At 72.5% G+C, this 25,834-nt stretch carries 13 protein-coding genes, 1 tRNA gene and 2 pseudogenes; 8 read left to right on the top strand and 8 right to left on the bottom strand.

Going from position 1 to position 25,834, the window contains the following annotated elements; genetic code table 11:
- Positions 1-267 precede the first annotated feature (267 nt).
- From GA0070623_RS31505 to GA0070623_RS29670, 6 genes and pseudogenes are all read left to right on the top strand, one after another.
- Positions 268-618 carry a condensation domain-containing protein gene (locus tag GA0070623_RS31505; RefSeq protein ID WP_089004231.1) on the top strand — a complete coding sequence of 117 codons (351 nt, stop codon included), beginning with the start codon at positions 268-270 and terminating at the stop codon, positions 616-618.
- A gap of 38 nt (positions 619-656) precedes the next feature.
- Positions 657-1,364 (top strand): annotated as a pseudogene (locus GA0070623_RS31755) (condensation domain-containing protein); the annotation flags it as partial.
- A gap of 362 nt (positions 1,365-1,726) precedes the next feature.
- Positions 1,727-2,429: pseudogene (locus GA0070623_RS31750) on the top strand (AMP-binding protein); the annotation flags it as partial.
- Positions 2,430-2,471: 42 nt separating this feature from the next.
- Positions 2,472-3,920: an alpha/beta fold hydrolase gene (locus tag GA0070623_RS29675; protein WP_407938017.1), complete on the top strand. Its 1,449-nt coding sequence runs from the start codon at positions 2,472-2,474 to the stop codon at positions 3,918-3,920.
- Between the two features lie 811 nt (positions 3,921-4,731).
- Positions 4,732-5,412, top strand: coding sequence for an MFS transporter (locus GA0070623_RS30250; RefSeq protein ID WP_157747005.1), 681 nt, complete (start codon positions 4,732-4,734; stop codon positions 5,410-5,412).
- Between the two features lie 11 nt (positions 5,413-5,423).
- Complete coding sequence (locus GA0070623_RS29670; RefSeq protein ID WP_157747004.1) at positions 5,424-6,812, top strand: amidase family protein; 1,389 nt, start codon at positions 5,424-5,426, stop codon at positions 6,810-6,812.
- A gap of 165 nt (positions 6,813-6,977) precedes the next feature.
- Here GA0070623_RS29670 and GA0070623_RS29665 read toward each other — a convergent pair whose 3' ends face one another.
- Together GA0070623_RS29665 and GA0070623_RS30245 are read right to left on the bottom strand one after the other, a co-directional pair.
- The gene (locus GA0070623_RS29665) at positions 6,978-9,137 is read right to left on the bottom strand and encodes a hypothetical protein (protein WP_067301675.1); all 2,160 of its coding nucleotides are present in this window, start codon (positions 9,135-9,137) and stop codon (positions 6,978-6,980) included.
- Positions 9,138-9,192: 55 nt separating this feature from the next.
- Positions 9,193-9,321, bottom strand: a tRNA-OTHER gene (locus tag GA0070623_RS30245).
- 110 nt (positions 9,322-9,431) lie between these two features.
- On the opposite strand from GA0070623_RS30245, the gene GA0070623_RS29660 reads away from it, so the two are divergent.
- Positions 9,432-10,007 carry a GNAT family N-acetyltransferase gene (locus GA0070623_RS29660; RefSeq protein WP_067301678.1) on the top strand — a complete coding sequence of 192 codons (576 nt, stop codon included), beginning with the start codon at positions 9,432-9,434 and terminating at the stop codon, positions 10,005-10,007.
- Between the two features lie 18 nt (positions 10,008-10,025).
- On the opposite strand, the gene GA0070623_RS29655 is transcribed toward GA0070623_RS29660, so the two are convergent.
- A complete protein-coding gene (locus tag GA0070623_RS29655) occupies positions 10,026-11,027 on the bottom strand; it encodes a hypothetical protein (protein WP_157517435.1) in 1,002 nt (333 codons plus the stop codon).
- Between the two features lie 34 nt (positions 11,028-11,061).
- A complete protein-coding gene (locus GA0070623_RS29650; RefSeq protein ID WP_197700020.1) occupies positions 11,062-11,610 on the bottom strand; it encodes a hypothetical protein in 549 nt (182 codons plus the stop codon).
- A 653-nt stretch (positions 11,611-12,263) separates the two neighbouring features.
- Between GA0070623_RS29650 and GA0070623_RS29645 the strand changes: the two genes are divergently transcribed.
- Positions 12,264-12,752 carry a hypothetical protein gene (locus tag GA0070623_RS29645; protein ID WP_197700019.1) on the top strand — a complete coding sequence of 163 codons (489 nt, stop codon included), beginning with the start codon at positions 12,264-12,266 and terminating at the stop codon, positions 12,750-12,752.
- Positions 12,753-12,892: 140 nt separating this feature from the next.
- On the opposite strand, the gene GA0070623_RS29640 is transcribed toward GA0070623_RS29645, so the two are convergent.
- Genes GA0070623_RS29640 through GA0070623_RS29625 form a run of 4 tightly spaced genes read right to left on the bottom strand, consistent with a single transcriptional unit; the run spans position 12,893 to position 25,760 of the window.
- Positions 12,893-16,564 carry a hypothetical protein gene (locus tag GA0070623_RS29640; protein ID WP_157517436.1) on the bottom strand — a complete coding sequence of 1,224 codons (3,672 nt, stop codon included), beginning with the start codon at positions 16,562-16,564 and terminating at the stop codon, positions 12,893-12,895.
- 5 nt (positions 16,565-16,569) lie between these two features.
- Entirely contained in the window at positions 16,570-19,425 is a 2,856-nt protein-coding gene (locus GA0070623_RS29635; RefSeq protein WP_067301696.1) for a hypothetical protein, read from the bottom strand.
- Positions 19,426-19,465: 40 nt separating this feature from the next.
- Positions 19,466-24,046 carry a DUF6603 domain-containing protein gene (locus GA0070623_RS29630; protein ID WP_157747003.1) on the bottom strand — a complete coding sequence of 1,527 codons (4,581 nt, stop codon included), beginning with the start codon at positions 24,044-24,046 and terminating at the stop codon, positions 19,466-19,468.
- Between the two features lie 43 nt (positions 24,047-24,089).
- Positions 24,090-25,760, bottom strand: a complete 1,671-nt coding sequence (locus GA0070623_RS29625; RefSeq protein ID WP_067313792.1) for a ComEC/Rec2 family competence protein — start codon at positions 25,758-25,760, stop codon at positions 24,090-24,092.
- Between the last annotated feature and the right edge of the window lie 74 nt (positions 25,761-25,834).

Below are 25,834 nucleotides of genomic sequence, written 5' to 3'. Positions count from 1 at the left end.
CTGGCAGCGGGTGCACGCGGGGCATCACGCGACACCTGCCTGCGATACGTGGCCGAGCACTGGACCGACCTGGCGCCCCGACCGCACGAGGGTGACCGGTGATCCCTCTCTCCTACGCCCAGCAGAGGCTCTGGTTCATCCACCGCCTGTACGGTCCCCAGCCGATGTACACGATGGCGTTCGCGGTCACCCTGCACGGCAGGCTGGACGTCGAGGCGCTGGGGCCGCGTTCCGGATGTCGTCACGCGGCATCACGTCCTGCGGACCGTGTTTCCTGACCTGGACGGACAGCCGTACCAACGGATCCTCGACCCAGACACCGTCGCGGAGATGGTGCGGACGGTAACGCCTCCGGATCAGCTCGCGACCGCGATGCAGACCGCGTCGCGACGGACGTTCGCCATCGACTCGGCTCCACCATTGACGCTCACTCTGCATACTGTCGGTGCCGACTGGCACGTACTGCACATGGCCTGGCACCACATCATCGGCGACGGCTGGTCGATGCGGCCGCTGCTGGCCGACCTCGCGACCGCGTACACCGCCCGACGTGACCAGCGCGCTCCGGGCTGGGCTGAGCTCCCCGTCCAGTATGCCGACTACACCCTGGCAGCGTGAGCTGCTGAACAGCCAGGTACTCACCGACGGGGTCGGTTCTGGCGGAACCAACTCGCCGGCCTGCCCGAGGAGATCACCCTGCCGCGCGACCGGCCCCGACCGGCCGAGCCGACCTATCGGGGGCACTGCACACCTTCCGCATCGACGCGCAAACGCACACCCGGCTCCGGGCGCTGGCCCGGCAGACCCACACCACGATGTTCATGATTCTGCAGGCCGCAGTCGCCATACTCCTGTCCCGCCATGGTGCCGGAACGGACGTGGTGCTGGGGACGGCGGTGGCCGGTCGGGGCGATGAGGCGCTGGAGGATCTGGTCGGGCTGTTCGTCAACACCGTCGTGCTGCGCACCGACCTTGGTGGCGGCCCGAGCATCCGTGCCCTCCTCGACCGGATTCGCCGGGTCGACCTGAACTGCTTCCACCATCAGGAGGTGCCGTTCGAGAAACTGGTCGAGGTGCTCAACCCCGCCCGGTCGGCGAACCGCCACCCGTTGTTCCAGGTGATGCTCATGCTGCAGAACGCCGCCGAGGCGCGACCGCAGTTCGCGGACCTCCGCGCGGAGGTCGCCTCGATCGACGTGCGAGCCGCGAAGTTCGACCTGTCATTCGCGTTCAAAGAGATCGAGAGCGGCACGGTCGGCATCGACGGTGACATCGAGTACGCCACCGAGATGTTCGACGCCGGCACCGTTGCCGACCTCGCCGCCGCTCTCACTGTCCTGCTGGAGCGGATGTGCGACGACCCCGACCAGTCGGCGACCAGATCGACGTGCTGCCGGAGACCCATCGCCGTCGCGTCGTGGAGGAGTTCAACGCCACCTCGCGCCCGCCGGCGCCGAGGGTGCTCGACGAGATCGCGGCGGCCACCGCCGCGTACCCCGATGCGGTGGCGGTCGAGTGTGGTGACCACCTGCTCACCTACGCCCAACTGGACAGCCGCGTCGCGGCGTTGGCCAATGACCTCGCCGACCGTGGCCCGGCCGGGCACCACGGTCGGCATCCTGCTCGACCGAGGCAACGACCTGGTCGCCACCCTACTGGCCGTGCTCCGCGTCGGCGCCACCTACCTGCCCTGGATCCGAGCTATCCGAGCGACCGCATCGACTACATGCTCTCCGACGCCGGTCCAATCACGGTCGTCACCCACCGGTCCCTCCTCGCTGGGCCGGGCGGAAGCCACCATCGCGCCGACCGGATGGTGCTCGATGACCCGGTCGTGGCTCCCGCTCGCGCCGACACACCCCCAGCGACCATCGACGTGCGAACCACCGAGCCCGCTTATGTCATCTACACTTCCGGGTCCACCGGCAGACCGAAGGGCGTCGTCGTGCCCCGGCAAGGCCTGGACAACGTGTTGCGTGCAGTGTCCGAAAGGGTTCCGCTAGAACCGGGTGACCGCTTCCTCGCCACCACCACCGTCTGCTTCGACATCGCCGTCACCGAGCTGTTCGCTCCACTCATGCGCGGCGCCACGGTAGTGGTGGCACCCGACGGTCTGACCCGTGACCAGCCGGCCCTCCTGGCCGAGATCCCCCGAGCCGGGATCACCCACCTACAGGCCACTCCGTCGCTGTGGCACACTGGCGGACATCGACGTCACCGCGCTGACCGGGCTGACCCTGCTCAGCTGCGGCGAGGCCCTTCCCGCGCCGTTGACCCGCTACCTCGCCCGCTACGCCGCCGACATAGTCAACTACTACGGGCCGACCGAGACAACTGTCTACGCCACCGTAGCGTCGGGCGGTCCGGACATCGGACGGCCACTGGCACTGACGCGGGCGTACGTGCTGGATCACCGCCTGGCACCGGCTCCGATCGGCGTGACCGGTGAGCTGTATCTCGCCGGCACCGGCATGGCTTGGGGATACCTGGGCCGTCCCGAGTTGACCGCCGAACGCTTCGTGGCCGATCCGTTCGGGCCTCCGGGCGGTCGCATGTATCGGACCGGGGACCTGGCCCAGTGGGCACGGAACGGCACCCTGCGTTACCTCGGCCGCACCGACCACCAGATCAAGCTGCGCGGATTCCGCGTCGAACTCGGTGAGATCGAGGCGGTGCTCGCCGAGCAGCCCGGAATCGGCCAGGCAGCGGTGACCCTCGACACCCAGCGGCAGATCCTCCAGGGGTTCGTGGTGCCGACTGCCGAGAATCCGGCACCGGACACCGATGCACTGCGTCACGCGCTGCGACAGGTGCTGCCCGACCATATGGTGCCGACCGCGATCACGGTACTCGACCGGCTGCCCACGACCGCCAACGGCAAACTCGACCGGGGCCGGCTTCCCACGGTGGCACCCGTGCCGTCGTCCCGGCGCGGACCCCGCAACGCCGTCGAACGGCTGCTGTGTACGGCCGTGGCCGAGGCCCTCGGGCTGCCCACCGTCGGTGTGGAGGACAACCTGTTCGACCTGGGCGCCCACTCGCTCATGCTGACCGCCCTGGCGGCCAGCATCCGACGGCGGGGCGGACCCGAGCTGCCCATCGCGGCCTTCTTCGACCATCCCCGCATCGCCGAACTCGCAGACATAGCGGCAGGCATGCCGATCGCCCGGACGGCACCGAGGGACACGGAGCGCTGGACCCGTCAACGGCGGGCACGGCCGGGTGCCCCGTTCTCGCTGTACGTCTTCCCGCACGCGGGAGGATCCGCTGGCGAGTACGTCCGGTGGGCTGACGACCTTCCCGATGTGGACCTGTGGGCGGTACAACCTCCCGGGCACGGGGACCGACACCGGGAACCCCCGTTGCGGTCCCTGAAGGCGCTGGTCGACGGCATCGTCGACAACTGCGCCTTCACCGTGCCGTTCGTCCTGTTCGGCCACAGCCTCGGTGCGCTGGTGGCCTACGAGGTCGCCCAGGCGCTGCGCGAACAGGACCGACAGGGTCCACGGCTACTGGTCGTGTCGGCGGCCCGGCCGCCGGACGCCCAACTGCCGGTACCGACCGTCCCGGACGGGGCGGCGCTGCTGGACCACCCCGGTCTCAAGGCCGCCGTACCCGGCGCCGACCGCCTTCTCCGGGACGCGCTGGCGGACGCCTACGCCGCTGACCTGGAGGCGTTCACCGGATACCGGCCGCGTTCACCCACCCCGCTGGACTGCCCGATCCTCACGGTGACAGGTACCGCGGACACGGCCGCCCGCGAGGCGATGCACGGCTGGGCGGCGTTCAGCCATGGTCACACGATCCATCGGGAACTCCCGGGCGACCACTTCTACTTCCGTCCCGACCGTCTTCCGTTGATGCGGCTCCTCTCCGGGGAGATCGCCGGCCCGGCACGGGCATCGGTAGACGGACCATGACGACCTGCCCGACCGTCGAGCGAGGAGGAGCACGCCGCGCGGAGGATCTCGGTGACGTCCCACCCGATACTGTCCACACCGGACGGGCGGGTGACCGACGACGGTGGGACTCCGGCGGTGACAACCATCGGTTCGAGCCGGTCCTTCGAAAAACAGGACGAGCACATGGTTCGGTGCCGAGGCCCGGGGAATCGAGACAGCACGAAGGCCTAGCTCGGGCGTGACGGCGAAGGGGGAGCTGATGACATCGGCCAGAGAGATCGCCGCTCTACCTGACGGACCGGCGCCGCCGCACTCCGGCCGCGTCTTCGGCGGCAACTATCTCGCCTTCGTCACCGGGACCGGCCTTTCCTCCCTGGGCAACGCCGCCTGGTACATAGCATTGTCCTGGACGCTGGCCACCACGGTGAGTCCGGGGTTGGCCGGGTTGCTGCTGGCCCTGGCCACCATGCCCCGCGGTACTGCTCTACGGCGGAGCCGTCGCCGACCGACACAGCCGCCGAAAGTGATCATTCTGAGCGATGGGGTCTCGGCCGGGATCATGCTCGCCGCCGCCGTCGCGCTGCTGGTGGGCGGCCCTGGTGGGTACTGCTGCTGGCGGCCGGGGCGATGTCGGTCACCGGCGCGTTCTTCGTCCCCGCCTCGGCCGCGTTGCGACCCCAACTCCTGGCCAAGGACGACCTCGTCCGCGGCAACGCCCTCTACTCCCTGGCCTTGCGCGGTGGGCAGGCGGCAGGTGGGCCGGTCGGCGCCTACGCCCTCGCCCTCGGCGGGGCCTGCTGGTCGCACTGCTCAACGCCGTGTCGTACGTGTGCTCGATGATCGCCGTCGCCGTCACCCGTCCCTACTCGACGCCCGGCAACAGGCCGTCCCCGGCGACCGTCCACGTGACTCGCACACCGCCGGTGTCCGGGCCGGCCTACGGTACGCCTGGCGACACCACCAACTGCGGTGGCTGCTGGTGGTGCTCTTTCTCAACGAGCTGAGCTGCGCCGGGGTGCTCAACGTCGGGTTGGCCCTGTTCGCCCGAGCCCGCGGCTTGAACGAGGGTGGCGCCGGACTGCTCCTCACCGGATTCGCCGGCTCGGCGGCCGGCGCTCTGGCCCTGATCGCGGTGCCCGCCCGTCGAGCCGCCGGGACGGCCTTCGGGGTGGCGCTCGTGGCCCAGGCCGCACTGCTCGCGGCACTGGCCACGGCCGCCTCCATCGGCCCGGTGGTGGCGGTCTTCGTCGCTCTCGGCGCGCTCCTCGGAGTGACCGCGAGCCTGGGGACGTCACTGCTGCAATCCTGGTGCGACCCGGAGTACCGGGGCAGGGTTCTGGCGGTGCTGGCACTGGTGGCGTTCGCCGCGATTCCCCTGGGCAATCTGCTGATCGGCGTCCTGTCCGCGCGCCTCGGTATCGCCACGGCCCTGCTGGTCCACGCGGCGATCGCGGTCGCCGCCGCCGCTGTGTTCCTCTCCCGCCCGACGTTACGTCGCGCCAGTCTGTAGGCGAGGTGACAGTGCCTCAGCCGATCTCCCTCACGGAACAGTGCAGCCAGCTGCGGCAGGGAACCCGCACCAGCACCGAACTGGTACGTGCCTGCCTGGAGCGCATCGCCGACAGGGACCCCGCACTCCGTGCCGTACTGGGCATCGCGCCCGACGCGCTCACTCAGGCGGCACGCGCCGACCGTCGCCTCAGGCGGGGCCGACCACGGAGCGTGCTCGACGGCATCCCCGTACTGCTCAAGGACTGCATCGACACCGCGGGCCTGCTCAGCACATCCGGGTCCCGTCTGCTCGCCGCCACGTCCCCCGGACACGATGCGGCAGTGGTGTCGGCGCTGCGGCGGGCCGGTGCGATCATCCTCGGCAAAACCAACCTCAGCGAGTGGTCGGGCTTTCGTTCCCAACACATGATCGAGGGTTGGTCCTCACTCGGCGGCCAGACCCGGCACGCCGACGACCCGGCCCGCAGTCCGTGGGGATCGTCCTCTGGATCGGCGGTGGCCGTCGCCGCAGGTATGGCACCCTTGGCTTTCGGCACTGAGACCGACGGCTCGATCGTCGGTCCGGCTGGCCAGAACGGGGTCGCGGCGATAAAGCCGGAACACGGCCTGCTGCCCCTGGCCGGAGTGGCCGGAATCTCCCGGAAGCAGGACACGATCGGACCGTTCGCGGCGACGCTGGCCGACGCGGTGTTGGCGATGCGGGCACTGTGTCCGGACCGCGTCGCGCCGGTCAGGGGGCACGACCTCGCCGGGCTGCGGATCGGCGCATGGCTGCCGGGCAGGTCGTCCGCGGGGGTGCGGGGTGTTTTCGCCTCGTGGATCGCCGACCTGCGTCGAGCTGGTGCGGACATCACCGAGGTCAACTTTGACGATCAGGAACAACTGTGGCCGGCGGAGATGCGTGCACTGCTGGCCGAGTTCGAGCCCAGCCTGTCCGGCTATCTCAGCCGACGTGGAGGGCTCCCCTCGTCGCTGGCCGAGTTGGTAGCCGGCAATGCCGGCCGGACGGACATACTTCAGTACTTCGGGCAGGAGACGTTCGAGGACGCACTACGTCTCGACCCGGCCGAGTTGCGCCGAGGGCAGCGCACACGCCCGCAGCTCACCGAAACCGCATGCACACGTCTCGACGCGGTCCGAGCCGCAGCCCGGGTGCCGGTAATCCTGACCCCGGCCAACGAGCCCGCCTGGATCATCGACCACGTCGTTGGCGATCCGCGCACCGTGGCGACCTCGTCCATGGCGGCCATTGCCGGGCGTCCCAACGTCTGTCTGCCACTGGGGCGTGTCGACAGGTTGCCCGTCGGTGCCTGCATGTTCGGCCCGCCCACGCTCAACGGCCTGCTCGGCACCGCCCTCAGCGTGGAAGCCGCCATTCGGCCCTGCGCCGTGTCCTGACCTGTCGCGCCTCGGGTGCGCGGAGAAGGATCGGCCGCTGGTGCCGGGCGATGCCGGTGGGCGGGAGTCGAGGAGAGCACGGGGGCTAGTACCAGTCCTCCGCTCGCGCGGAGATCCCGCATCGAACGGAACAGCAGGAAGCACCCGCATGGCCTCGACTCCCGCTCACCCGGGGATCAGCTCACCGAGCCGGTCCAGGGTAAACGTCTCCGACCCGTCCGGCAGGCCCTCGGGCGCCTCGATGCCGACGAAGGTGACCGGCTCGTCCGGCAGCCGGCCGTTCCACGTCGTCACCTCGGCCCGCTCCCGCCACCGGTCGACGAGGTAGGAGACGGTGAGGTACCGCCGCCGCACGAGTGCCCGGACCCGGTCGGCCGTGGTGAACGTGTTCCCCTCCACCCGGTTGAACGACGGCTGTCCCCGCAGGTACAGGTGCAGCCACACCGCCTGCCAGCCCCGCCCGCTCCTGGCGAACACCATCGGCAGCGCGACCCGTCCCTGGCCGCGCAGGTGCGAACGCGCCCGTACGGTCCGCGCGTCGAACGGCATGCCGCGCTGGTCCCGCGCCCGGGTCTGGTACCCGAACATCGACTCGGCGACCTCCTCGAACGACTCGCCCGCATAGACGTTGACCTGTGGAACCAGGTAGTGCCCCCGGACCGTCAGGGGCACGTCGATGAACTCGGTCGCACCGTTCTTCGCCTCGGTGACGTCGCCGGAGTGGACCACGCCGTCGTGCCGGTAGTTCGTCCACGACACCTGGCCGGCACCGTGGAAGTCCTCGTCGAGCAGCAGCAGCGACAGGTCGTGGTCGGTACGGCGACCGGTCTGACGCCAGTAGGTGAAGAAGCGCAGCAGCTCACCGGAGACCGCCGCCCGCGAACCCCTCGGCATGACCGCGAAACCGCCCTCGGACGCCTTGCCGGACAGCGGCAGCGCGACGTCGAGCACCTCCGGGTCCACCACCAGCGGTCGTGACGGCTCCGGCAGCCGGGCGCCGATCTCGGCGTCGAGCAGCGACGACAACTCGGCCACCAGCCCGGCCGGCAGCGGTGGCCGCTCGTCGGGACCGACCCACGCGGTACGCGAGCGGCTCGCGTACATCCGGGCCGGGGCCGGCGTCAGCCGGTTGTCGACGTGCTCCCGCAGGGCGAGGAGCACCCGACCCGACGCCGAGCCGAGCGCACCGGTGACCGCCTCGACGACGGTGGCCCGCTCCGCCGCCGACGCCAGCCGCAGCAGCCGGTCGGCCGACCGCAGGAGCAGACCCGGCGCGGCCGACAGCACCGACGCGGCCGGGCCGACGGCACCGGCCCGGATCGCCGCCTCCGCACGGCCGGCGAGGTTGCGCACCCGCCGCTCGCCACGGGCGACCCGGAACACCTCCTGGGCGTGCGGCCACTGACCGTACTCGTGCGGGTGCAGCCGTTCCCCGAGCCGCTTCCAGCGCTCCGCGTAGCGTGCGACGTCACCGAGCTTGTCCGGGTTGGCACCGACGACCTCGTCCAGCGCGGCCAGCAGCATCCGCCGCTCCGGGCGCCGGAGGGCACGGAACCGGGTGGGTGCCGCGAGCGAGACGTCCCCGCCGGAAACCTGGCAGGCGAGGCGCAGCACGTCGGTCGTCGTGTCCACGCCGACCAGCGGGCGACCGAGGACGAGTCGGATGCCGTTGAGCACGGCGCGGTTCTCCCGTACCGGGATCTCGGCCGGCTGCGTGCCGTCCGCGCAGGCCAGCGCCAGCTCGCCGAGGATCGCCAGGTCGGCCTCGCCGTGCGGCGTCGGGCTGCCGGCCAGCGCCAGGTAGAGCCGTTCCGCCTCCACCTCGACGGGATCACCGAGCCGCAACAGGGTCACCCGGTCACCGGCCGCGGCGACCAGCGTGTCGTGCGCGGCCAGCAGCTCCGCGTAGGTGTGCTGGTAGGTGCCGTAGGCCGGCAGGTCGAGCAGGTTCACCCCGCCCGCGACGACGGCGTCCCGCAGCTCGGCGTCGGTCGCCGTGCCCCCGCCGGTGAGCACGGCGGCCCGCAACCGGTCCGTCCAGAACTCGATGGTGTCCGGCACGTCGTGCGGGAAGCCGATGAAGTACGCGTTGTGCCGGACGTGGTCCCCGACCAGCTCACGCACCGCCGACACGACCGTGGTGGCGAGGTCCATCGCCGGCGCGGGCGCCAGGGCGCCGACGTGCTCCAGCAGCGCCCGCGAGGCGGAGAACCCGACGTCGAGCAGTGCCGCGTCCAACTGCCGGGCCACCGGCGTACCGTCACCGGGCGCGGCCGGGTTCGTCGGCACGCGCAGAGTCTTCTGGATGACCAGCTTCTCGATCACGTGCCCCTCCGTTCCGGTCGACTCCGGCAGCGGGCAGCCCGCGGCCACGGCACAGTGGGTCGCCGGGGACTCGAACCCCGAACCCTCCGATCCAACAGGGAGAAGGAAGCCCACCCATGGCCGCGGAAGCGGATAGCGGACGTGCTACTCAGTCGGATGCTCTAGCCAGTTGAGCTAGCGACCCCGATGTCGATCATCCACCACCCGGGGCGGCACGGCCACCGGGATTCGCGGTCCCCTCCGGACGTGCCCGTGCACAGGTACGCGGTGACCGCGCCTGCCAGGCTGTGCGGCATGGATGTTCGTCTCGAACCCTGGTCGGAATCCGCGCTCGACCTCCTGCACCGGATCAACACCGCGCAGATGCGTCGGCACGTCGGCGGCCCCGAGCCGGAGGACCGACTGCTGGCCCGGCATCGCCGGTACCTCGCCCTGCCGACGACCGGCCGGGGCCGCATGTACGTCGTACTGCGGGGTGACGAGATGGTCGGCAGCATCGCCTACCACCGGCGTGACTGGCACGGCGAGCAGATCTACGAGACCGGCTGGAACGTCCTGCCGCCCCACCAGGGCCGTGGCGTCGCCAGCGCGGCCGGGGCCGCGCTGATCACCATCGTCCGTGGCCTCCCCCACCACGCCGACGCGCCCCGCAGCCTGCACGCGTTCCCGGCGGTGGAGAACACCCCCTCCAACGCGCTCTGCCGACGCCTGGGTTTCACCCTCCTCGGGCCGTGCGAATTCGAGTACCCGCGAGGCAGCGGTTCCCTGATGCGCAGCAACGACTGGCGCCTCGACCTCGCCGACCACGGCCGGCCCGCCGTCGCGTCACGGCACGACCGCCGGTGGCCACGGAAGGACGAACTCTCGTAGCCGCTTGCGTCCTACCAGTCATGTCACCCTCTGGTGCAGCGGCCGCAACCGACTGCGGACGAAGACGAGCATCAGGACCGCTACGACGAGCGCTGCGACGATCCCGATTGCCCTCCAGGGGACATGTTCCGCCAGGTTCGCCGGCATCCCCCAGGTGCCGTGCTTGTCCGGGAAGGTCAGTTCCGCGGTCGCCGTACGGTGGATCCGACCGCTTTCCATGTTGAGGGTGGCCTGCCACGGGCCGTCCGGCAGCTTGCTGCCGAGAAGCACCTCCACGTCCGCGGCCCCACCGGGTACCACCGTGGTGCCGATCTGAACGGGGAACGGCCCGGCGGAGATACCGTCCGGCCCCTCGGCAAGCTGGAGCTTCCCGCTGAGGTCAAGAGCCCGTTCGCCGGTGTTCTTGACCTTCGCGCTGACCACCGGGAGACCATCCTTGGTACGCCCGGGGACCAACTCTTCGATGGTGAAGTCCGACCGTGGGTCGCCGCCCGGTCCGACGTCGAGATAGACGCGGATGCCCACCCGGCGGATCTGCTGGAGGTTACCCTCGGCCCCGGTCGTCGAGGAGGCGACCTGTGCCCAGATCGCGCCGTACCGCTCGCCTCTGCTCGCCGATGGCGGAATGGTGATCGTCGCGGTCACCACCGCTGTGTCGTGTGCCGCGACGGTAACCTCCGATCGGTCGATGGTTATCCATTCAGGCAGCTCATTGGCATTCTGGTTCGCCGCCGCAACGAAGTTGTTGTCCACGATCTCCGCGGCTCCCGGGTAGAGAGTGAACCGTCTGGCCGTGTTCGACGTGTTACTGACCTCGAACCGGCGCGTGATCCGGGTGCCGGGATTGATGTGATCCACGATGTAGACCCGAGCTCGTGGGTCGTCGATGCGGTTCGCCGAGACCTCCAGGAGCCGGACGCCGATGTCGCCAGGGTCCGGCGCGGCGGATGTCGCCCTGCCGGCCAACTCGCCAGGAACCGCGGTGGCGGCTTCCAAGGGGGCCAGCAGGGCGAGCATCACGACGCATACGATGGACTGCAGCCGCTCCACCCGGCTACACGACCGTGTGGGAGATGGTGCCCGTGTAGGTGCCCCCGACGGAGCTGAGTGGAATGCTGATAGTGATCAGCGGATTCCAGGTCGCGGAGTTGTTGCCGGTACCCCCCGTGTGGGTGTAGGCCGTCTGCGGCACCGCCAACGACACCCCTGACGGTGGCGGCGGAGGATCGCACGGGCTCGGTTGACCGGGCGTGAACACCCCCGTGCCGGTGGTTGCGCTGGCGTTCCCGGAGCAGTAGTACACCTCGGAGTTGGGGATGACCTCACCCGTGCCGGCTCCACCTGTGGTGAAGCTGGTGCTGGCGACGGTCACCGTCCACGAGGGTGTACTCGATGCACGGGCGTCGTCGACGGTCACGTCACCCAGCGGCCCGTATGCGAAACCGCCGGGTGGGCCGTTGGTGGCGAGAGCCACCGCGTCCGGGACCGTGATCTGCAACGCTCCCGCCGTCACTCCGAATGTCACAGTGGTGTCACAGGCCGTGGACGCAGGGCAGTCTGCCGCCCGTGCCGGCGACGCCGCCAGCACGGCGGCCGCCAGCATCGCGGCACCAGCAGCAGCCGCGCCGATAATTTTCCTCATCTATCTTCTCCTCTGTCCGGATGAGGGCCACGGAGGCACTTTAGGCGTTACGAGCATTCTGTGCGCTTAAGTTAGTTCTGCTTGGATATGGTCCAGCCATGACGGCGACCGCACCGCAGGATCACCTGACCCCGCAGGCCTGGGAGGGCAGCGGGTACCCCCGGCCGACGAGGCCGGCACACCGGGTGCCACACCCTGAGCCGCAGCTCACCGCCGATCGGAAGGAACGTGAAGCTCCTGGGGAAGAGCCTTCGCACTTCCCCGTCTCTACACGAGTGGCTTTCACCGGCGGTGGCTTCCACTCGACCGTCATGGGTGGGTCCGCTCGCAACGGCCACCTCATCGGGGGCCGGCACCGGATTCAACGAGTTGCGCCATCCGCGAAGGCGACCGGAGTTACCCTTCAAAGCGGTAGCGGAACCGTGCGAAGTTCACGCATAAAGCGCAATCGCGCGCGAACAACGTGAAACAACTCCGCCATCCCACGCAGATCCCACACTGACACCGCTGAAAGCACTATGGCTGCATCTCACCCGAACCCGCCGACCACCGAGAGCCACGCGACGCCGATCCGATGGGCGCGCCTCTCGGCCGCCGTCCTGCCCGGAGCATTGTTGGCGGTATCGGGCCTGGCATCTCCCGCCCAGGCGGGATCACTCATTCCCGCCGCGCTGGCCGGCGCGCTGTCGATCACCGTACCCACCTCGGCGTCACTCGGCGCCGCCGCGCCCGGCGTCACCATCTCCGGCCAACTCGGCACTATCCAGGTCAGCGATACCCGCGGAACCCAACCATCCTGGACGGCGACAGTCTCCGCGACCAACTTCACGACCGGCGGTGGCGGTGTCGGACGCACCGTCGACACCACTCAGTTCTCCTACTGGTCCGGGCCGGCGACAGCCACCACCGGGGCAGGCACCCGCGTGCCCGGCCAACTGACCGCAGCGCAGGCCCAGCACCTCATCGGCCCCCGGACCGCCTTCAGCAAGACCTCGGGCACTGCGGTCAACACCACGAGTTGGAACCCCACCCTGATCGTGACCATCCCCCTCAGCGTCACAGCGGGCACGTACCAGGCGACCATCACCCACACCGTGCTCTGAGCGACGGTGGTGAGAAATCTGGGCAGGTGAGGTCGCTGGGCAACAAGGTCCAGCGCCCTCAGGGCAGCAGTCACCGATCGTCCGCAGACCCAGTCCTGCCCGCTCGGTTCCAGCAGGAGCCGAGCCGGCTGTGCCCGTCGCTACCGCGGCGGGCGCACGCCGCCGTGCAGCCGCAGCCAGCCGCTGCGTACGGTCGGCGGGGTGCCGGGGAAACGGGCGGCGCCGTCGGCCGGGGCGATGTCGAAGGTGGTGACGCCGGCACCGTCCCGTTCGGACCAGGACCAGGTGCCGTCCACCTGCGGAGGGCGGGCGAGCACGATCGCGTCCCCCGCGGCCGAGGGTTGCAGGTCGGTCAGGAGCGGGCCGAAGCGGACGGTCAGCGCCATTGCCGCCATCGCGTCGGCGACCATGCGCTGCGGCAGGGTCAGGGTCGTCACCGGCAGGATGTCGGTGACCAGGTGGACGGGCAGCCGGGGGTCCATCAGCACGATGAGGTCGGTACGCGACGCGTCGTCGAACCTGACCGTCGGGAACGAGTCCGGGACGATCGGCCGGACGTAGTCGGTCATCAGGCCCACCGGCCGGTAGGCCGCCTGGAAGTGCCCGCCGTCCGGGACGGAAAGGTAGCCGATCAGGCCGTCGCCGCGCAGCGCCGCGTCGCCGACCCGCACTCCGAAGGTGTGGGCGGGCACCGGCGACGGGACCGGGTCGAAGGTGTGCGGCCACCGCGGGTCGGTGCGCGGCGGCCGGGCCGACCTGCCGTGCAGCGTGGCACAGACCAGGGCGAGCGGGCGGCCGGCCAGGGCCGCCAGGTAGGTCTCGTCGCCGCCGCCGGGTGGATCGATGGTCCACAGCGTGGCATCGACGGTGCGCAGCAGGTCGGCGAAGGCCGCCGGGCCGGCGACGGTCAGGCCGCGCAGGAAGCCGGCCAGCACCGGGAAGTTCCCGGTGAGCAGGTCGAGGGTGGCGCAGGCCGAATCCGGCGCCGGCAGCCACGAGACCTGCGGCCCGGTCAGGCCGGCCGTCTCGGTCAGCTCGCCCAGGGCGGTGCCGTCCGGGGCGTAGCAGGCCAGGGCCTCGTCGAGCGGGCTGGGCACGATCCAGGCGCACACCACGTCGGCGGCGGCCGGGGCGTCCCCGCCCGGTCGGTCCGGTTCACCGGGTCCGCCCGGTGCGAAGCCGACGTCGAGCCGCGCCGGCTCCAGCAGCCGCGGCGGCAGCTGGATGAAGGTCGCCACCCCGGTGTCGATCGGCTGCTGCGGCACCAGCCCCGGCGCGATGGTCGGGGTGAGTGCGCCGGCGCGACCGATGTCGTACACGTCGATGCTCTGCCCGAACCGGTCGACCACCCTGACCTGCGCGAAGGCGAACTGGCCGGCGCGCAGTGCCTGGAACCCGCCGGGCTCGGGCGGGCCGTGGGTCACCGGCCCGTCGACCATCGGCATCGCGACAGCGCCACCGCCGATCAGCTCGGCGATGCTCAGGCCGGTCCCCGGGTCCACGTCGGCGGCGTCCGGGGTGCGCAGGCTCGCCGGATCCCGCAGGGCCAACTGCTCGTTGAAGCCGCTCAGGGCCTGGGACAGCAGGTCCCACGCGTCGACGGAGGCGGCGAAGGACGACAGCGCCGTCCGGGTGGGCTCCGGCAGCGTGGTCAGGTAGGTGTCCAGGCGGGCCTTGAAGGTGGCCGAGGGCTGCGGTGTCAGCAGGCTGCGGCCGCTGATGCTGAACGGGTGCCCGGGAAGCTGCCCGGGTCGGGGTCCGGGGTACGTCCAGGTGGTGCGCCAGCTCGCGTCGTACGAGGTCCCGTCGAAGGTCCACAGGGTGTCCAGCGGCAGGGGGTAGTAGGTCGCCTGCCATTCCAGGAACAGCGGCGCCCAGGGCTGCGACCAGCGCTGCGGCAGGATCGCCGGCAGTGTCCCGGTCACCCCGGAGCCGGCCGCCATGAGCTGCTCGGCGGCGGTGGTCAGCTCGGCCGTCGCCCAGGGCAGCCCCACCCGCTCGGCGGCGATGGCGGCGACCTCGGCGGCGTGGGCCGGGTCGAGGAGGTACGCCTCCGTCTGGAGGGCGACGAACACCGCCGCCACCGGAACCCCGCCGTGCTGCTCGGTGAGGGGCACGATCCCCGGCGCGTCCGCGACGTCGCCCGCGTGCACCGGGATCCGTACTCCGGGCGGCGGGGTCGGGCCGGGCACCGAGCCGTCCGGCAGCCGGCCGTCCGGTCCGACCAGCCCGGCCAGCGGCAGGGTCAGCGCGGTGACCAGCTGGTCGGCGAAGCGGCACGGCAGCAGCCCGTCCGCGCCGGTGCCGAGGTTCTCGTCGAACGTGCCCTCCCGCACACCCGCGATCACCACCACCGGGTCGGCCGCGCTGCGGAACGACGGCAGGTCGGCGCGCTTGAGCACGGTGCGCGGAGGCAGTGGGTGCCGCGCGGTGTAGGCGTCCGTCGCGGCCGCCAGCTCCTGCTGCGAGGTGCCCCACGGCACGTCCGCCCGTGCCCGTTCGACCTCCCGGCGCAGCGCCGCGACGCGGCCGGCCAGGCTCTCCGGTCGGCCAGGGTCGAGCTCTGCGGCGAACCGGTCGTCGGTCAGGCCCTCGGGACGGTAGGACAGGGCGTTGCACCGGCCGCGCTTCCACCACAGCTCGTACAGCTCGCGTTGCAGCGCGGCCAGCCGGCGGGCGGCGAGATCGTAGCGGGCCTGCGCCCGGTTCAGCTCGGCGAGCCAGTCCGGGTCGGCGGTGCCCGGCTCGGCCGGCGGCCCGTCACCGTCGGGCTGCGCCGCGACCACCTGCCACACCGATCCGCCGGGGCGCGCCGTGAACCAGGCGTCGTGGATGCGGGTGGCGAGCAGCGCGGGGCCGTCCGGATCGTCGAGGGTGTGCAGCAGGTCGTACTGGAAGGCTTCGAGCAGGTCCGGGTCGAGTCCGGCGTCGGGCTGCCGGGCGGCCCGGTCGCGGACGAGGGCGGACACGGCGTCGACGGAGGTGTTGCCGACGGCCATCGCGGCCGGGACCGGGCGCGGCGCGGCGAACGTCCGCGAGTAGGTCAGGGCGCGGATCGCGCCGTGGCAGACGGTCGTGTCGGCGACGCGCCCGGCCGGATCCGGGCCGGCGGACCAGCCCAGCTCGGCCAGCCGGGCGGCGAGGCCGGCGGGCTGGCGTGCCGGGGCCAGTACGTCCGACGCGGGGTCGGCGTACCAGCCGACGACCACATAGGACAGCGTGGACCCGTCCTCGACGTCGTCGGCCGGGTCGTGCAGCGAGAACACCCCGACGGCGTGCGGCTGATAGGCGGCGAACGTGATGTTGCCGGGTGCGACCGCGGTCAGGAACGGCGCCGGACGCTCGGCCGGCTCGCGCCAGCCGGCCAGGGGCAGCACCCGGCCGATCCGGGTCGGCGTCGGCGTCCGGGCCGTCGGGTCGAGGTACGGCGAGGCTCCGTCCGGACCGAGGTGGTCGCTCTCGACGACCCACCCTCGGCTCCGGACCCGGTCGCCGGGTGCCCGATCCACTCGCGTCGCGCTACGGACGACCAGCCAGCGGTTCGGCACCAGCGGATACGCCGTCGTGCCGTCCGCCGCGTCGTGGTGCCCGGTGCGCAACGCGGCGGGCAGGACCCACTGCAGGTGCACGCCGTCGCTGTCGGCGTCACCGGCCCAGTCCAGCCGGGGCTCGGCGAACGCGTCGGGTTCGGGCGAGCCGAAGCCGGGCAGCCGGGTGTAGTCCATCCGCCACCGCCGGAAACCCTGAGCGCGCACGCCCGGGTTGACCTGGAGGGCTTGAAGCTGGATCGGGACCAGCAGGGTGGTGTCCACCGGGCTCACGTCTCTCTCGGCGCTGGGGCGGTGTGGTGGAAGGTGAGCTGATGCGCCGACGCGAGGAGTTCGGTGGCGAACAGAGCGGAACCCATCGGTACCGCGGTGCCGGGCAGCAGCTCCCCCAGCCGGGCCTGCAGGGCGTCAGCGAGGTCCCGCACCCGCAGGACCGACGGATCACCCGGGCGGGTGAAGGCGGCGTGCAGGCCGGGCTGACCGGCGGCCGGGAACCGGGCGTTCAGCTGGGTGCCGTCGGGCCGGCGCAGCACCAGCCCGCCACCCTCGTCGCCACCGCCACCGGCACCGTCGCCACCGGCGAAGCCGAAGTGCAGGCCGTGCCAGGGTTCGGTCAGCGTCACCGTGTCCGGCACGCTGTCGAAGAGCGCCAGCAGCACGGTGTCGGAGAGCCGGTCCAGCCGCAGCAGCGGCACCTTCCGGCCACCGGCGCTGGCCTCGACGACCAGGCCGGGCCAGCCGGCGACCACGGCCGAGCGCAGCAGCAGGCCCGTGCGCTGCGGTGACAGGGGAATGGCGTCGGGGCCGGGGTCGGGACGGTCCGGCCTGCCGGGAATCTCCGGCAGGCCCCCCGAGCCGGGCGGCCCCTGCGGTGTGGTCGGGGTGGGGGGCGTGGACGGGGTGGCCAGGCCGGCCGCCGTGGAGGCACCGGTCCCGGCGGCCTCGGCCCCGCCGGTGGGTACCGCCAGGTCCGGCCGGTTGCGGTGGTCCGCGCGTACCGCACCCACCTTCGCCGCGACGACCTCGACCAGCGGCCGGCTCATCGCCTGGTGCAGCTCCAGGTCGCGGCTGCCTTCGACGCCGATGCTCAGCGCACCGTCGATCAGTGCCGCGATCCAGCCGCTGTCGAGGTAGAAGAACCGTATCGACTCGACCGGCAGCATGCGCTCGTCCGGGATCAGGTGCCGGAACGGGATCTGGTGCAGCAGTGCCAGTTCGGCCAGCCAGCCGGTGGCCGGGTCGGCGGCCGGGCCGCGCGCGTGGTCGGCGAGCAGGTCCTGGACGTCGGTGCGGGAGAGCAGGTACCGCAGCTGCTCGACCGGGTCGAGCCCGTCCCGGCCGGGCCAGCCGGGTCGGCCGGGGAGGAAGCCGGTCGGCAGGTCCGGGTCGGACGGTCGCGGCGGGACCGGCGGCTCGGCCGGCTCGACCTGCCCGACCGGCGCGGCCGGCCCGACTGCCTCGGCCGAAGACAGGTATGCCGCGTCGAAGCCCTCGTCGAAGCCACCGCCGCCGAGGTACAGCGCCGACGGTGGTGGCAGCAGGCCCGCGATGACCGCTGCGGCGGCGGTGCCCGGCGACACCGCCATCGGCGGGCTCGGCGGTGCCGGCGGGCTCGACGGCGCGGGTGGGCTCGGCGGTGCGGGCGGGCTCGGCGGTGCGGGCGGGCTCGGCGGTGCGGGCGGGCTCGACGGTGCGGGCGGGCCGGTGAATGCCGAGGTCAGCTGGTCGCCCATACCACCGGCGAGCAGTTCCCCGAACGCGTCGCGGGTGCGGACGGCGAGCAGGTCGGCGGCGTTCACCTCCGGACCCGGTGGCGGCGTGGGAGCAGGCGGCACCGGCCGCGCCGGCCTGAGGTTGGCGAACAGCGGCGAGCCCGTCCGGGACTGGAGCTTGGTCACGATCTGGAACGCCGAACGGCGGGCGTTGACCATCGCCACGGCGAAGCCACGGTCGGCCAGCGCCGCGAGCCGGCCGGCCTCGAACGCCACCGCGTAGGAGATGTCGAAGACGCCGTCGGACTGCGCGTAGACGGTCACCTCGGAGGCGGTGGCGTAGTGCGGGGTGCCGTCGGTCGGGCCGGGCAGCGGCTGTGCCGGGTACGGCGTGAACGGCCCCCGGTACCAGGCGAAGGTCTGCTCGCCGGTGGGCAGCCGGTAGTCCAGCGCCGCGAAGCCCTGCCGGAGCCGGGTCAGCGCCGCGGACGGCGGTGCGGACGGCGGCACCGGGATCCGCGGCAGGAGCGCCTCGGGTCCGGCGGACGCGGCTGGGGCCAGACCGGCCAGCAGCCGGCCGATGTCACCGCCGCCGGCCGGATTCGACGTGAACGACCACGACGCGAGCACCGCCAGCCGCAGCCGGACGTCCCCACCGTCCCCACCGTCCGCCGGGGCGCCGCCGACACCCGGTAGGTGGGCGGCGAGACCTTCGAGCGAGACCAGGCAGGCGAGGTGGGCCGAACCGGTGCCGCCGTTGCCCGGCGGCGGGGTGGGTCGGCGGTTGGCGACGACGACGGCGTGCCAGCCGTCCCGGTCCGCCTGCCCGGCCGCCCGGGACGCGGTGTCCGTGCGCCGCACGTGTGCCAGCAGCCGCGCCTCACCGGCGGCCGGTGCGATGGCGGTGAACAGCCGCCGGTGCAGGCTCAGGCTGGTCATCTCCGTCGCGAGCACCCGTGCCGACAGCGTGTCGGCGGCGATGGCCGGCGGACGTTCGTGGGGGTCGGAGGCGTCCAGGAACTGCGCGACGGTCCCCGTGTGCAGCGCCGGGCCGGGCGGCAACTCGTCGGCGCGCAGCACCAGCAGCGCCAGCCAGGGCTCGGCGCTGTCGCCCGGGTCGACGCCGAGGTGCCGTTCCCAGGGCAGGGTGCGCCGGTTGAGGACGATCGAGGGCAGGGTGGCGCCGAAGTCGCCGGAGCTGTTCGCCGGTGGGTACACCTCGCCGACGTCGCCCGCGTCGAGCACGAAGCGCGGGGCATCGACGGTGAACGTCCGGGTGCGCGGCCCGAAGTACGCTCCGGTGTCCACGCCGTCGATACTCTGCACGGCGGACAGCTCGTAGGTCCCCGCGTCCAGCCCCGGGCGGTACCCGTCGTAGAACTGCACGGAGCCCGGCGGCAGCGGCTCGCTCATCGACGTTCCTCTCTCACACTGGGTCGCCGTGCCGGCGTGTTCACGGCGCGGTCCCGGTCAGCATCGGCTCATCGGTGAACAGCGTCCCGGCGTCCGCCGCGAAGGCGTCGACCGGGCCGTCGGCCGATGGCGCGGCGCCGAGGACGCCGAGCGCGGCGAACAGCGCGGCGCGCGCCGCCTTCGCGGCCGGGCCGGCGATCTGCGCCGCGATCGCGGCGACCGCGCCGGCGTGCGTCGCCACCGCGCCGACCGGCTCGGCGGCGGCGGTCAGCGGCAGCGCGTCGTCGGCCGTGATCCGCGCGACGCCGAGGGTGCCTGCCGCGTCGACCGGGCCGCCGGTCCACCCCGCGACCGCAGGCGGTGCGGTGAGGGTCAGGCCGGTCAGCCGGTCAGGGACCAACTGCGCGCCGCCCGGGGCGAGTGTCGAACCGTCGCCGGCGCCCCACAGCGCCGTGGGAACGTCCGAGGCGACGCCGGCGGCGTGCCAGCCGGTCGCGGTCAGGTCGATCTCGCCGGCCGGGCCGCCGGCCGTGCGCCGTAGCGTCACCCGCTGTTGCACCGTCAGGCCGGTGCGGCCCAGGGGCCTGACATCCACCGGCGGCCCGGACACGGCCGCGGTCCGCGTCGTGGAGCCGAGCAGCACCCGGCTGACCGGCACCGCGTTGCGCAGCGTCACGGCGAAGCCGTCGGCGCGCACCGGCCAGGGCTCCGGCCCGGCTGAGTCAGTCGAACCAGCCGGACCGGTCGAACCAGCCGAGCCGGTCTGCGGCGCGGCCAGTCCGGCCGCCGCGGTGAAGGTCGTGCTCGCCGTGGCGGCCGGCAGCAGCTCCTGAAACCCGGCCCAGTCCAGCCGGGTCACCGCCGGATCGGCGGTGCCAGCCGTCGCGCCGAAGGCCACCGTGAAGGTGACGACCCACAGCCGGACGGTGACCGTCCCGCCGGTCGGCGGACCCCACAGCTCCAGCTCCGCGCCCGCCTCCAGGTGCAGGGTCTTCGCCGTGAACAGCAGGTTCGCCGTGTACTCGATCCCGACGCTGACCCCGATCCGGGTCCGGAACCGGAACGGCGCCCACGCGACCAGCAGATCGGCCTGGGCGGTGAACCAGGCGGTCAGGCTGCCGTCGTGGTAGCGCACGTCCAGCGTCCCGCCGGCCATGATCGCCGACGGGGTCAGCGCGAAGTAGGCGGTGCCGGAGATGCGTACCGCCGCGTCCAGCGACCAGGTGAAGCCGACCCGGGGTACGACCGGGTAGTGCTCCGGCGCGTCGAATGCGGGGTGGTAGCCGCCGATGGTGACCGCGAAGTCGCCGGCGTTGCGGTGCTCACCGAACCAGGCGTAGAACGCGAAGCCGCCGGTGAGGACGCAGGCCGGGTCGAGCAGGTACGAGTTGCGGGTCAGCCCCGCGGACAGGGCGAAGATCCCCTCGCCCGGCCGCAGCACACTGCGGAGCTCGAGCTGCAGCTGCGCGTACGGGCGGGCCGCCCCGGTGGACGGGAAGCGGGCCGTGGTCACGCCGAGCAGCAGGACCGTCAGCGCGTTGCCGAACTCGACGGCCAGCAGGGCGGTGGTGTCGAACTGCCGGTACGTGTGGAAGCGCACCCCGGCGGCCAGCCAGGTCTGCCCCGGCGCAGGGCTGAGCCAGGGCTGCGGCCCGCCGGTGAGGGCGGCCAGCGCCTGCGCCGGCGAGCCGTCAGCGTCCTGCGCGCCAAGCCCGGCGACCAGCGGGAACCCGGCCACCTCGGTGACCGCGGGCAGCCGGATCGTGGAGTTGTAGCCGAAGCCCGCCGCCAGCGCGGTGACCGAGAACGCGGGCGGACCCCCGAACGTTCCGGCGGCCCGCAGGAACAGGAACATCGACGGTTCGCCGTCGACCTCGGTGTACGAGCCGTAGGCCAGCGCCCCCCAGGACGGCATCGAGACCGCGGCGCCGCCGTCGTACCGGAACGTGGCACCGCCCGTCGGCGGGACCGAGGTGAACCCGCCGAGGATCGCCAGCGGCGCGTTCACGTAGGACAGTGCCAGGCCGCGCACGTCGAACCGCGGCCCGAAGCCGGCCACCGGCACCCTGATCGAGGCGCCCTGCAGGGCCAGGGACAGGCCGTCGGCCTCCAGCGAGCCGTCCAGGACGAACCAGAGGGCGGCGTCGCGGTACCGGGCGCCGACCCGGGCGATGGTGACCGGCCCGAAGGCCTTCTGCACGGTGAACCACACGGTGCCGTCCGCGTCGGTCGGCGCGGCGGCGACCACGCCACCCTGCCCGGACGATGGGCCGACGGTGGAACCGACCGGCGCGGTCGCCGGATCCGTGGGGGTGCCGGGTCCGGCGGCCCGGCCGGCGCCGAGGGCGATCGGGATGCGCTGCGCGCCGAAGCGCAGCACGGCGGAGAAGGCGAGGGCCGCCGCCGTGCCCTGCTCCGGGAACCTCGGATAGCCCTCCCCGATGAGCCCGTTCGCCTCGACCACGGTCTGCGGGAGAATCCGGGCGTCGGACACGATCACCTGGAGCTGCTCGACCGCGCAGGTTTCGGCGTCCCCGAGGGCGGCGCCGATCAACGGCAGGTCGGACAGCCCGATCGGCTCCCCGACGGACACCGCGGCCAGATACCGTGTCGACCCGTCGGCCTCCGCTGCGGCGGGCAGCGCCACGAAGACCGCTGCGCCGTGGACCGCCGACCGCGCGCCGATCACCAGCTGCCGGGAGGTCGGATCGTAGGTCAGGTCCGCGGCGGTCAGCGTCAGGTCGAGCCCGGGAGGAAGCTCCGGCACCGGCAGGTCGAGGCCCGCAGCCACGTCGGTGAGGGACAACGGGGGCTGCTGCGGGTCGGCCGTCCAGTGCGCGTCGATGCTCGTGCTGCCCCGGCCGTCGCGCAGGTTGAGCGTCACCGCGCAGGCCATCCGACCGATCGTCAGGGTCGCGCTGTACCGGGCCGTGAATCCCGCGGTGCCGACCGTGGTCGCCGGGTCCGACGGTTCCGCGCCGCTCGGCTGGCCCGCCGGCACCGGGTCGAGCGCCACGTCGACGCGCAGCTGCGCCGGGGCGCCGGCCACGGTGAGGGCGCCGGTGCAGGAGAACGTGAAGGCGCCGGTGCCGGTCGTCACACTCGCCGCCACCTCGACGAGGGCAAGCTGGCGCAGCACGTCGGGCACCTCGGTGATGCCGAAGTCGGCGGCGAGGGAGCTGAGGAAGTCGCCGACCGGGAGGATGTCCCCGGCACCGGTCGACCCGGCGAACCGCCAGCCTTCCGCCGCCCCCTCGTACCCGGCCTGCAGCAGCACGTTGATCGACGGCCCGAAGCTCAGCACCGCCTCGATGTACCCGGACAGGCCCGACGACGACTGGTAGGCGACGCCGACCGAGACCCGGCGCAGCGCGACGGGGCCGATCCGCCACACGTCGCTCAGCGTGAGGTCGACCGCGTACCGCCCGGACCGGGGCCGGGCCAGGAAGAAGGCCTCGCTGACGGTCAGCGCCCGCGGCAGGTCCGCCGAGGGCAGCCCGAGCGAATCGAGCAGCTCGGCCACCCCGACCGGCGTCTGCTCGTACAGCTGCCCCGTCATCTCCAGGTCCGGCAGGCTCGCCGCGACGTCCAACCGCAGCACGCCGAGGGTCAGCAGGCTGACGACCTGCACCGACGGCAGCTGCCCGGTCCCGGCGTCGAACGTCATGGTGACCCTGCGGATCGCCGCGTCCAGCCCGCCGACGCCCAGGCCCGGTCCGTCGCCGCGCAGCGAGGCCAGTTCGACGGCCGCCGCCGCGCCGCGTTGCGCACCACCGAGCCATCCGGCCAGTGCGGCCAGGCCGGGGAAGGCCGTCGTCCCGGACGGCCGCAGCGACGCGGTCCACCGCCGGCCCGGGGTCACCCCGATGGTGACCTCGACCGGCAGGTCCCCGATCGTGACGAGGCTGCTGAGCATGAGCTGGTACTGGGCCGGGCCGACGTCACCCCGAACGGTGACGTCGTCGAACGCCAGGACCGCGGGTACGACCGTCCACCGGGCGTCGGGCAGGCTCGCGGTGAACACCAGTCGCGGCCGGTGTGCCCGGCCCGGGTAGAAGGTCAGGTGCAGCTGCGCGGGCTCGACCGAGGCGGTGCCGACCAGCGTCTGCGGCGGGACCGGCAGGACCGCGGCCCGACCGCTCCCACCGACGCCGAGAGCCAGCAACGTGGGCAGCGGTAGCCGTGTCGTCGCGGGCACACCGAGCCGCCAGGCCGCCACGGTGCCGGTGGCGGACTGCTCCCTGGTCGACGTCAGCGTCACCGCGACCGGCCCGTCGAGGTCCAGGACGCCGGACGCCGCGCCGGTCACCGTAAGGCCGGCAGTGCTGCCAGGGGCGGCAGGGCCGGTCAGGGTGACCGAGGCGTGGGTCAGGTGCACCGGGCCGGCACCCGCCGGGCCGAGACCCTCGATCGGCCAGGACGCCGAGGTGCCGCCGGAGATGGTGAGCACCTGCCCGGACAGGCTGAGCCCGTCGTCGCCCGGAACCAGCTCCAGGAGGCCGTCCGGCATCGTGCGCAGGAACTCGGCCAGCTGTACGGGCAGTGCGGAGTCGTCCGCGGCGAGGGTGACCGTGCGCCCCATCGACTCCAGGTGCCCGTACAACGCGTCCAGGTCGCTCACGCCGCGCTCCTTCTCCACCCGTCCGCGGGCCGGCGCGGCGTACTCACCACTGGGTCGTCACCACGGTCGGGCCCGCGGCGGCCATGGCCGTCGGATAGTGCTCCCAGTACGTCGTGGTGTACGTCCGGTTCCCCACCATCGCGGTGCTGCCCGCCTGGTTGATCCGCAGGACGATGTCGCCCCTGTCCCGCCCGAGGGCACCGTTGTTGTCGTTGTTGTCGCCCGAGATACGTGACCAGTTGTGTGGGACGTTCTGTGCGTACGCGGGCCCCGGCACCCGGGCCGGGCCTCTGTCAGCGGCCGGCGATGCCCGGATGCCCACCCTGGGATAGCGGCAGTTCGTCAGGAAGTAGAACTCGATCGTGGCGTTGGGATCTTCCAGCCGGTCGATCATCGTCTGGAACGGGTGTCCGTACTCGCGGCCACAGGAGATGATCGCGGTCTTCGGTCCCAGGAAGTTCAGGAAGTTGTCGCTGGTGGACGTGTCCGCACCATGGTGGCTGGCCTTGAAGGCCGTCACCCAGGGCGGTGCCGCCAGCGCCGGCAGCAGGCCGCCGGCACCGTTCGGCAGCGGCTGGCCCGCCACCATCAGCGCCATCGCCAGCTGATCCTCGCTCTCGAGGGGCAGGTCACCGGCGGTGAAGTAGCGGAAATCGTTGAACTGCACGACCAGGCCGATGCTCATCCTGTTGTCGAGCTGACCAGCGTGGATGATCTGCGGCGCCACCCCGACCCCCTGCCACACGCTGGCGATCGCCCCGGAATGCGGTACCGGACCCGAGACCAGGACCGCGTACGGGGCGTTGGCGGGGGCCACCGGGGGTGCGACGCCGTTCCAGAACAGCTCATCGCCCAGCGTCGGAGCGAAGCCGGTCCGCTGCCGGTTCACGCCGGGTACCTGCAGGTGCACCGACGTGCTGCTCACCAGCTCACCCACGACCGCTTTCGCGTACGGGGCGGGCGCGGTGCGCGCATCGCCGATGTCGACGATCCGCGTGTTGCGGTAGATTCCGCCCGTGTCGAACCGCCCATCGCTCGGGACCGTCCGCGCCAGTGCCGGGAACACGACGGCCGCGACCGCTGCGCGCACCTGGGCGACGGTCGGTGGATTCGCCATGGCGAGCAGGGCCGCCACGGCCGCGCCGGCCGCCAGACCGGCGTCCTTGCGCCACGCTTTGCTGGTGATCAACGTGACGTGGCCGCCCCAGCCGGCTCCGACCGCCTCCGCCCTGGCCACTCCCCGCTCGGCGGCCTGAACCGGGTTCAACAGGTTGACGTTCGCCGCGGTGAGGGCGTTCACCGTCGCGTCGATGGAGTTGACGTTCGCCCCCCACGACCCGTACAGGACGCCGACCGTCGCGCAGGCCGCCTTGGCCGCGGCCTCCTCCTGCGTGAGCGCCGCACCACCGCCGACCAGTGCCCCGACGATCGCTCCCACCGTGTCGCAGAGGACGGAAAGGTTGTCGGCGAACAGGAGGCTGGAGATCCCGTGCGAGTGGTCCTTGTCGTAGTGGGTGACCAGCAGGACATCCGGACCGGCCCCGGGCGGCAGGGTGGCGACGACATACTGGTGTGTCAGAGCCGCGGCCGCCGACAGCCCGCCGTCGATCAGGATCGACCGGCGCGAGCCGGGTACCGCCGGATCCTCGGCGATGATCAGGCTGGCCTCGCCCACACCGATGTCGATCGTGTGGATCTCCAACTCCCACGGCACGCGGCGTCCCCTTCGGATAGTCGCCCACATCGGACGGTGCACGCCGTCGCGGCCCCGCTCGGGGCGCCGTAGTG

The sequence above is a fragment of the Micromonospora rifamycinica genome (genome assembly GCF_900090265.1).
GTDB classification, from domain to species: Bacteria; Actinomycetota; Actinomycetes; order Mycobacteriales; family Micromonosporaceae; genus Micromonospora; species Micromonospora rifamycinica.
Note: the sequence above shows the minus strand (reverse complement) of the source record. Positions and strands in the feature narration are given on the sequence as shown.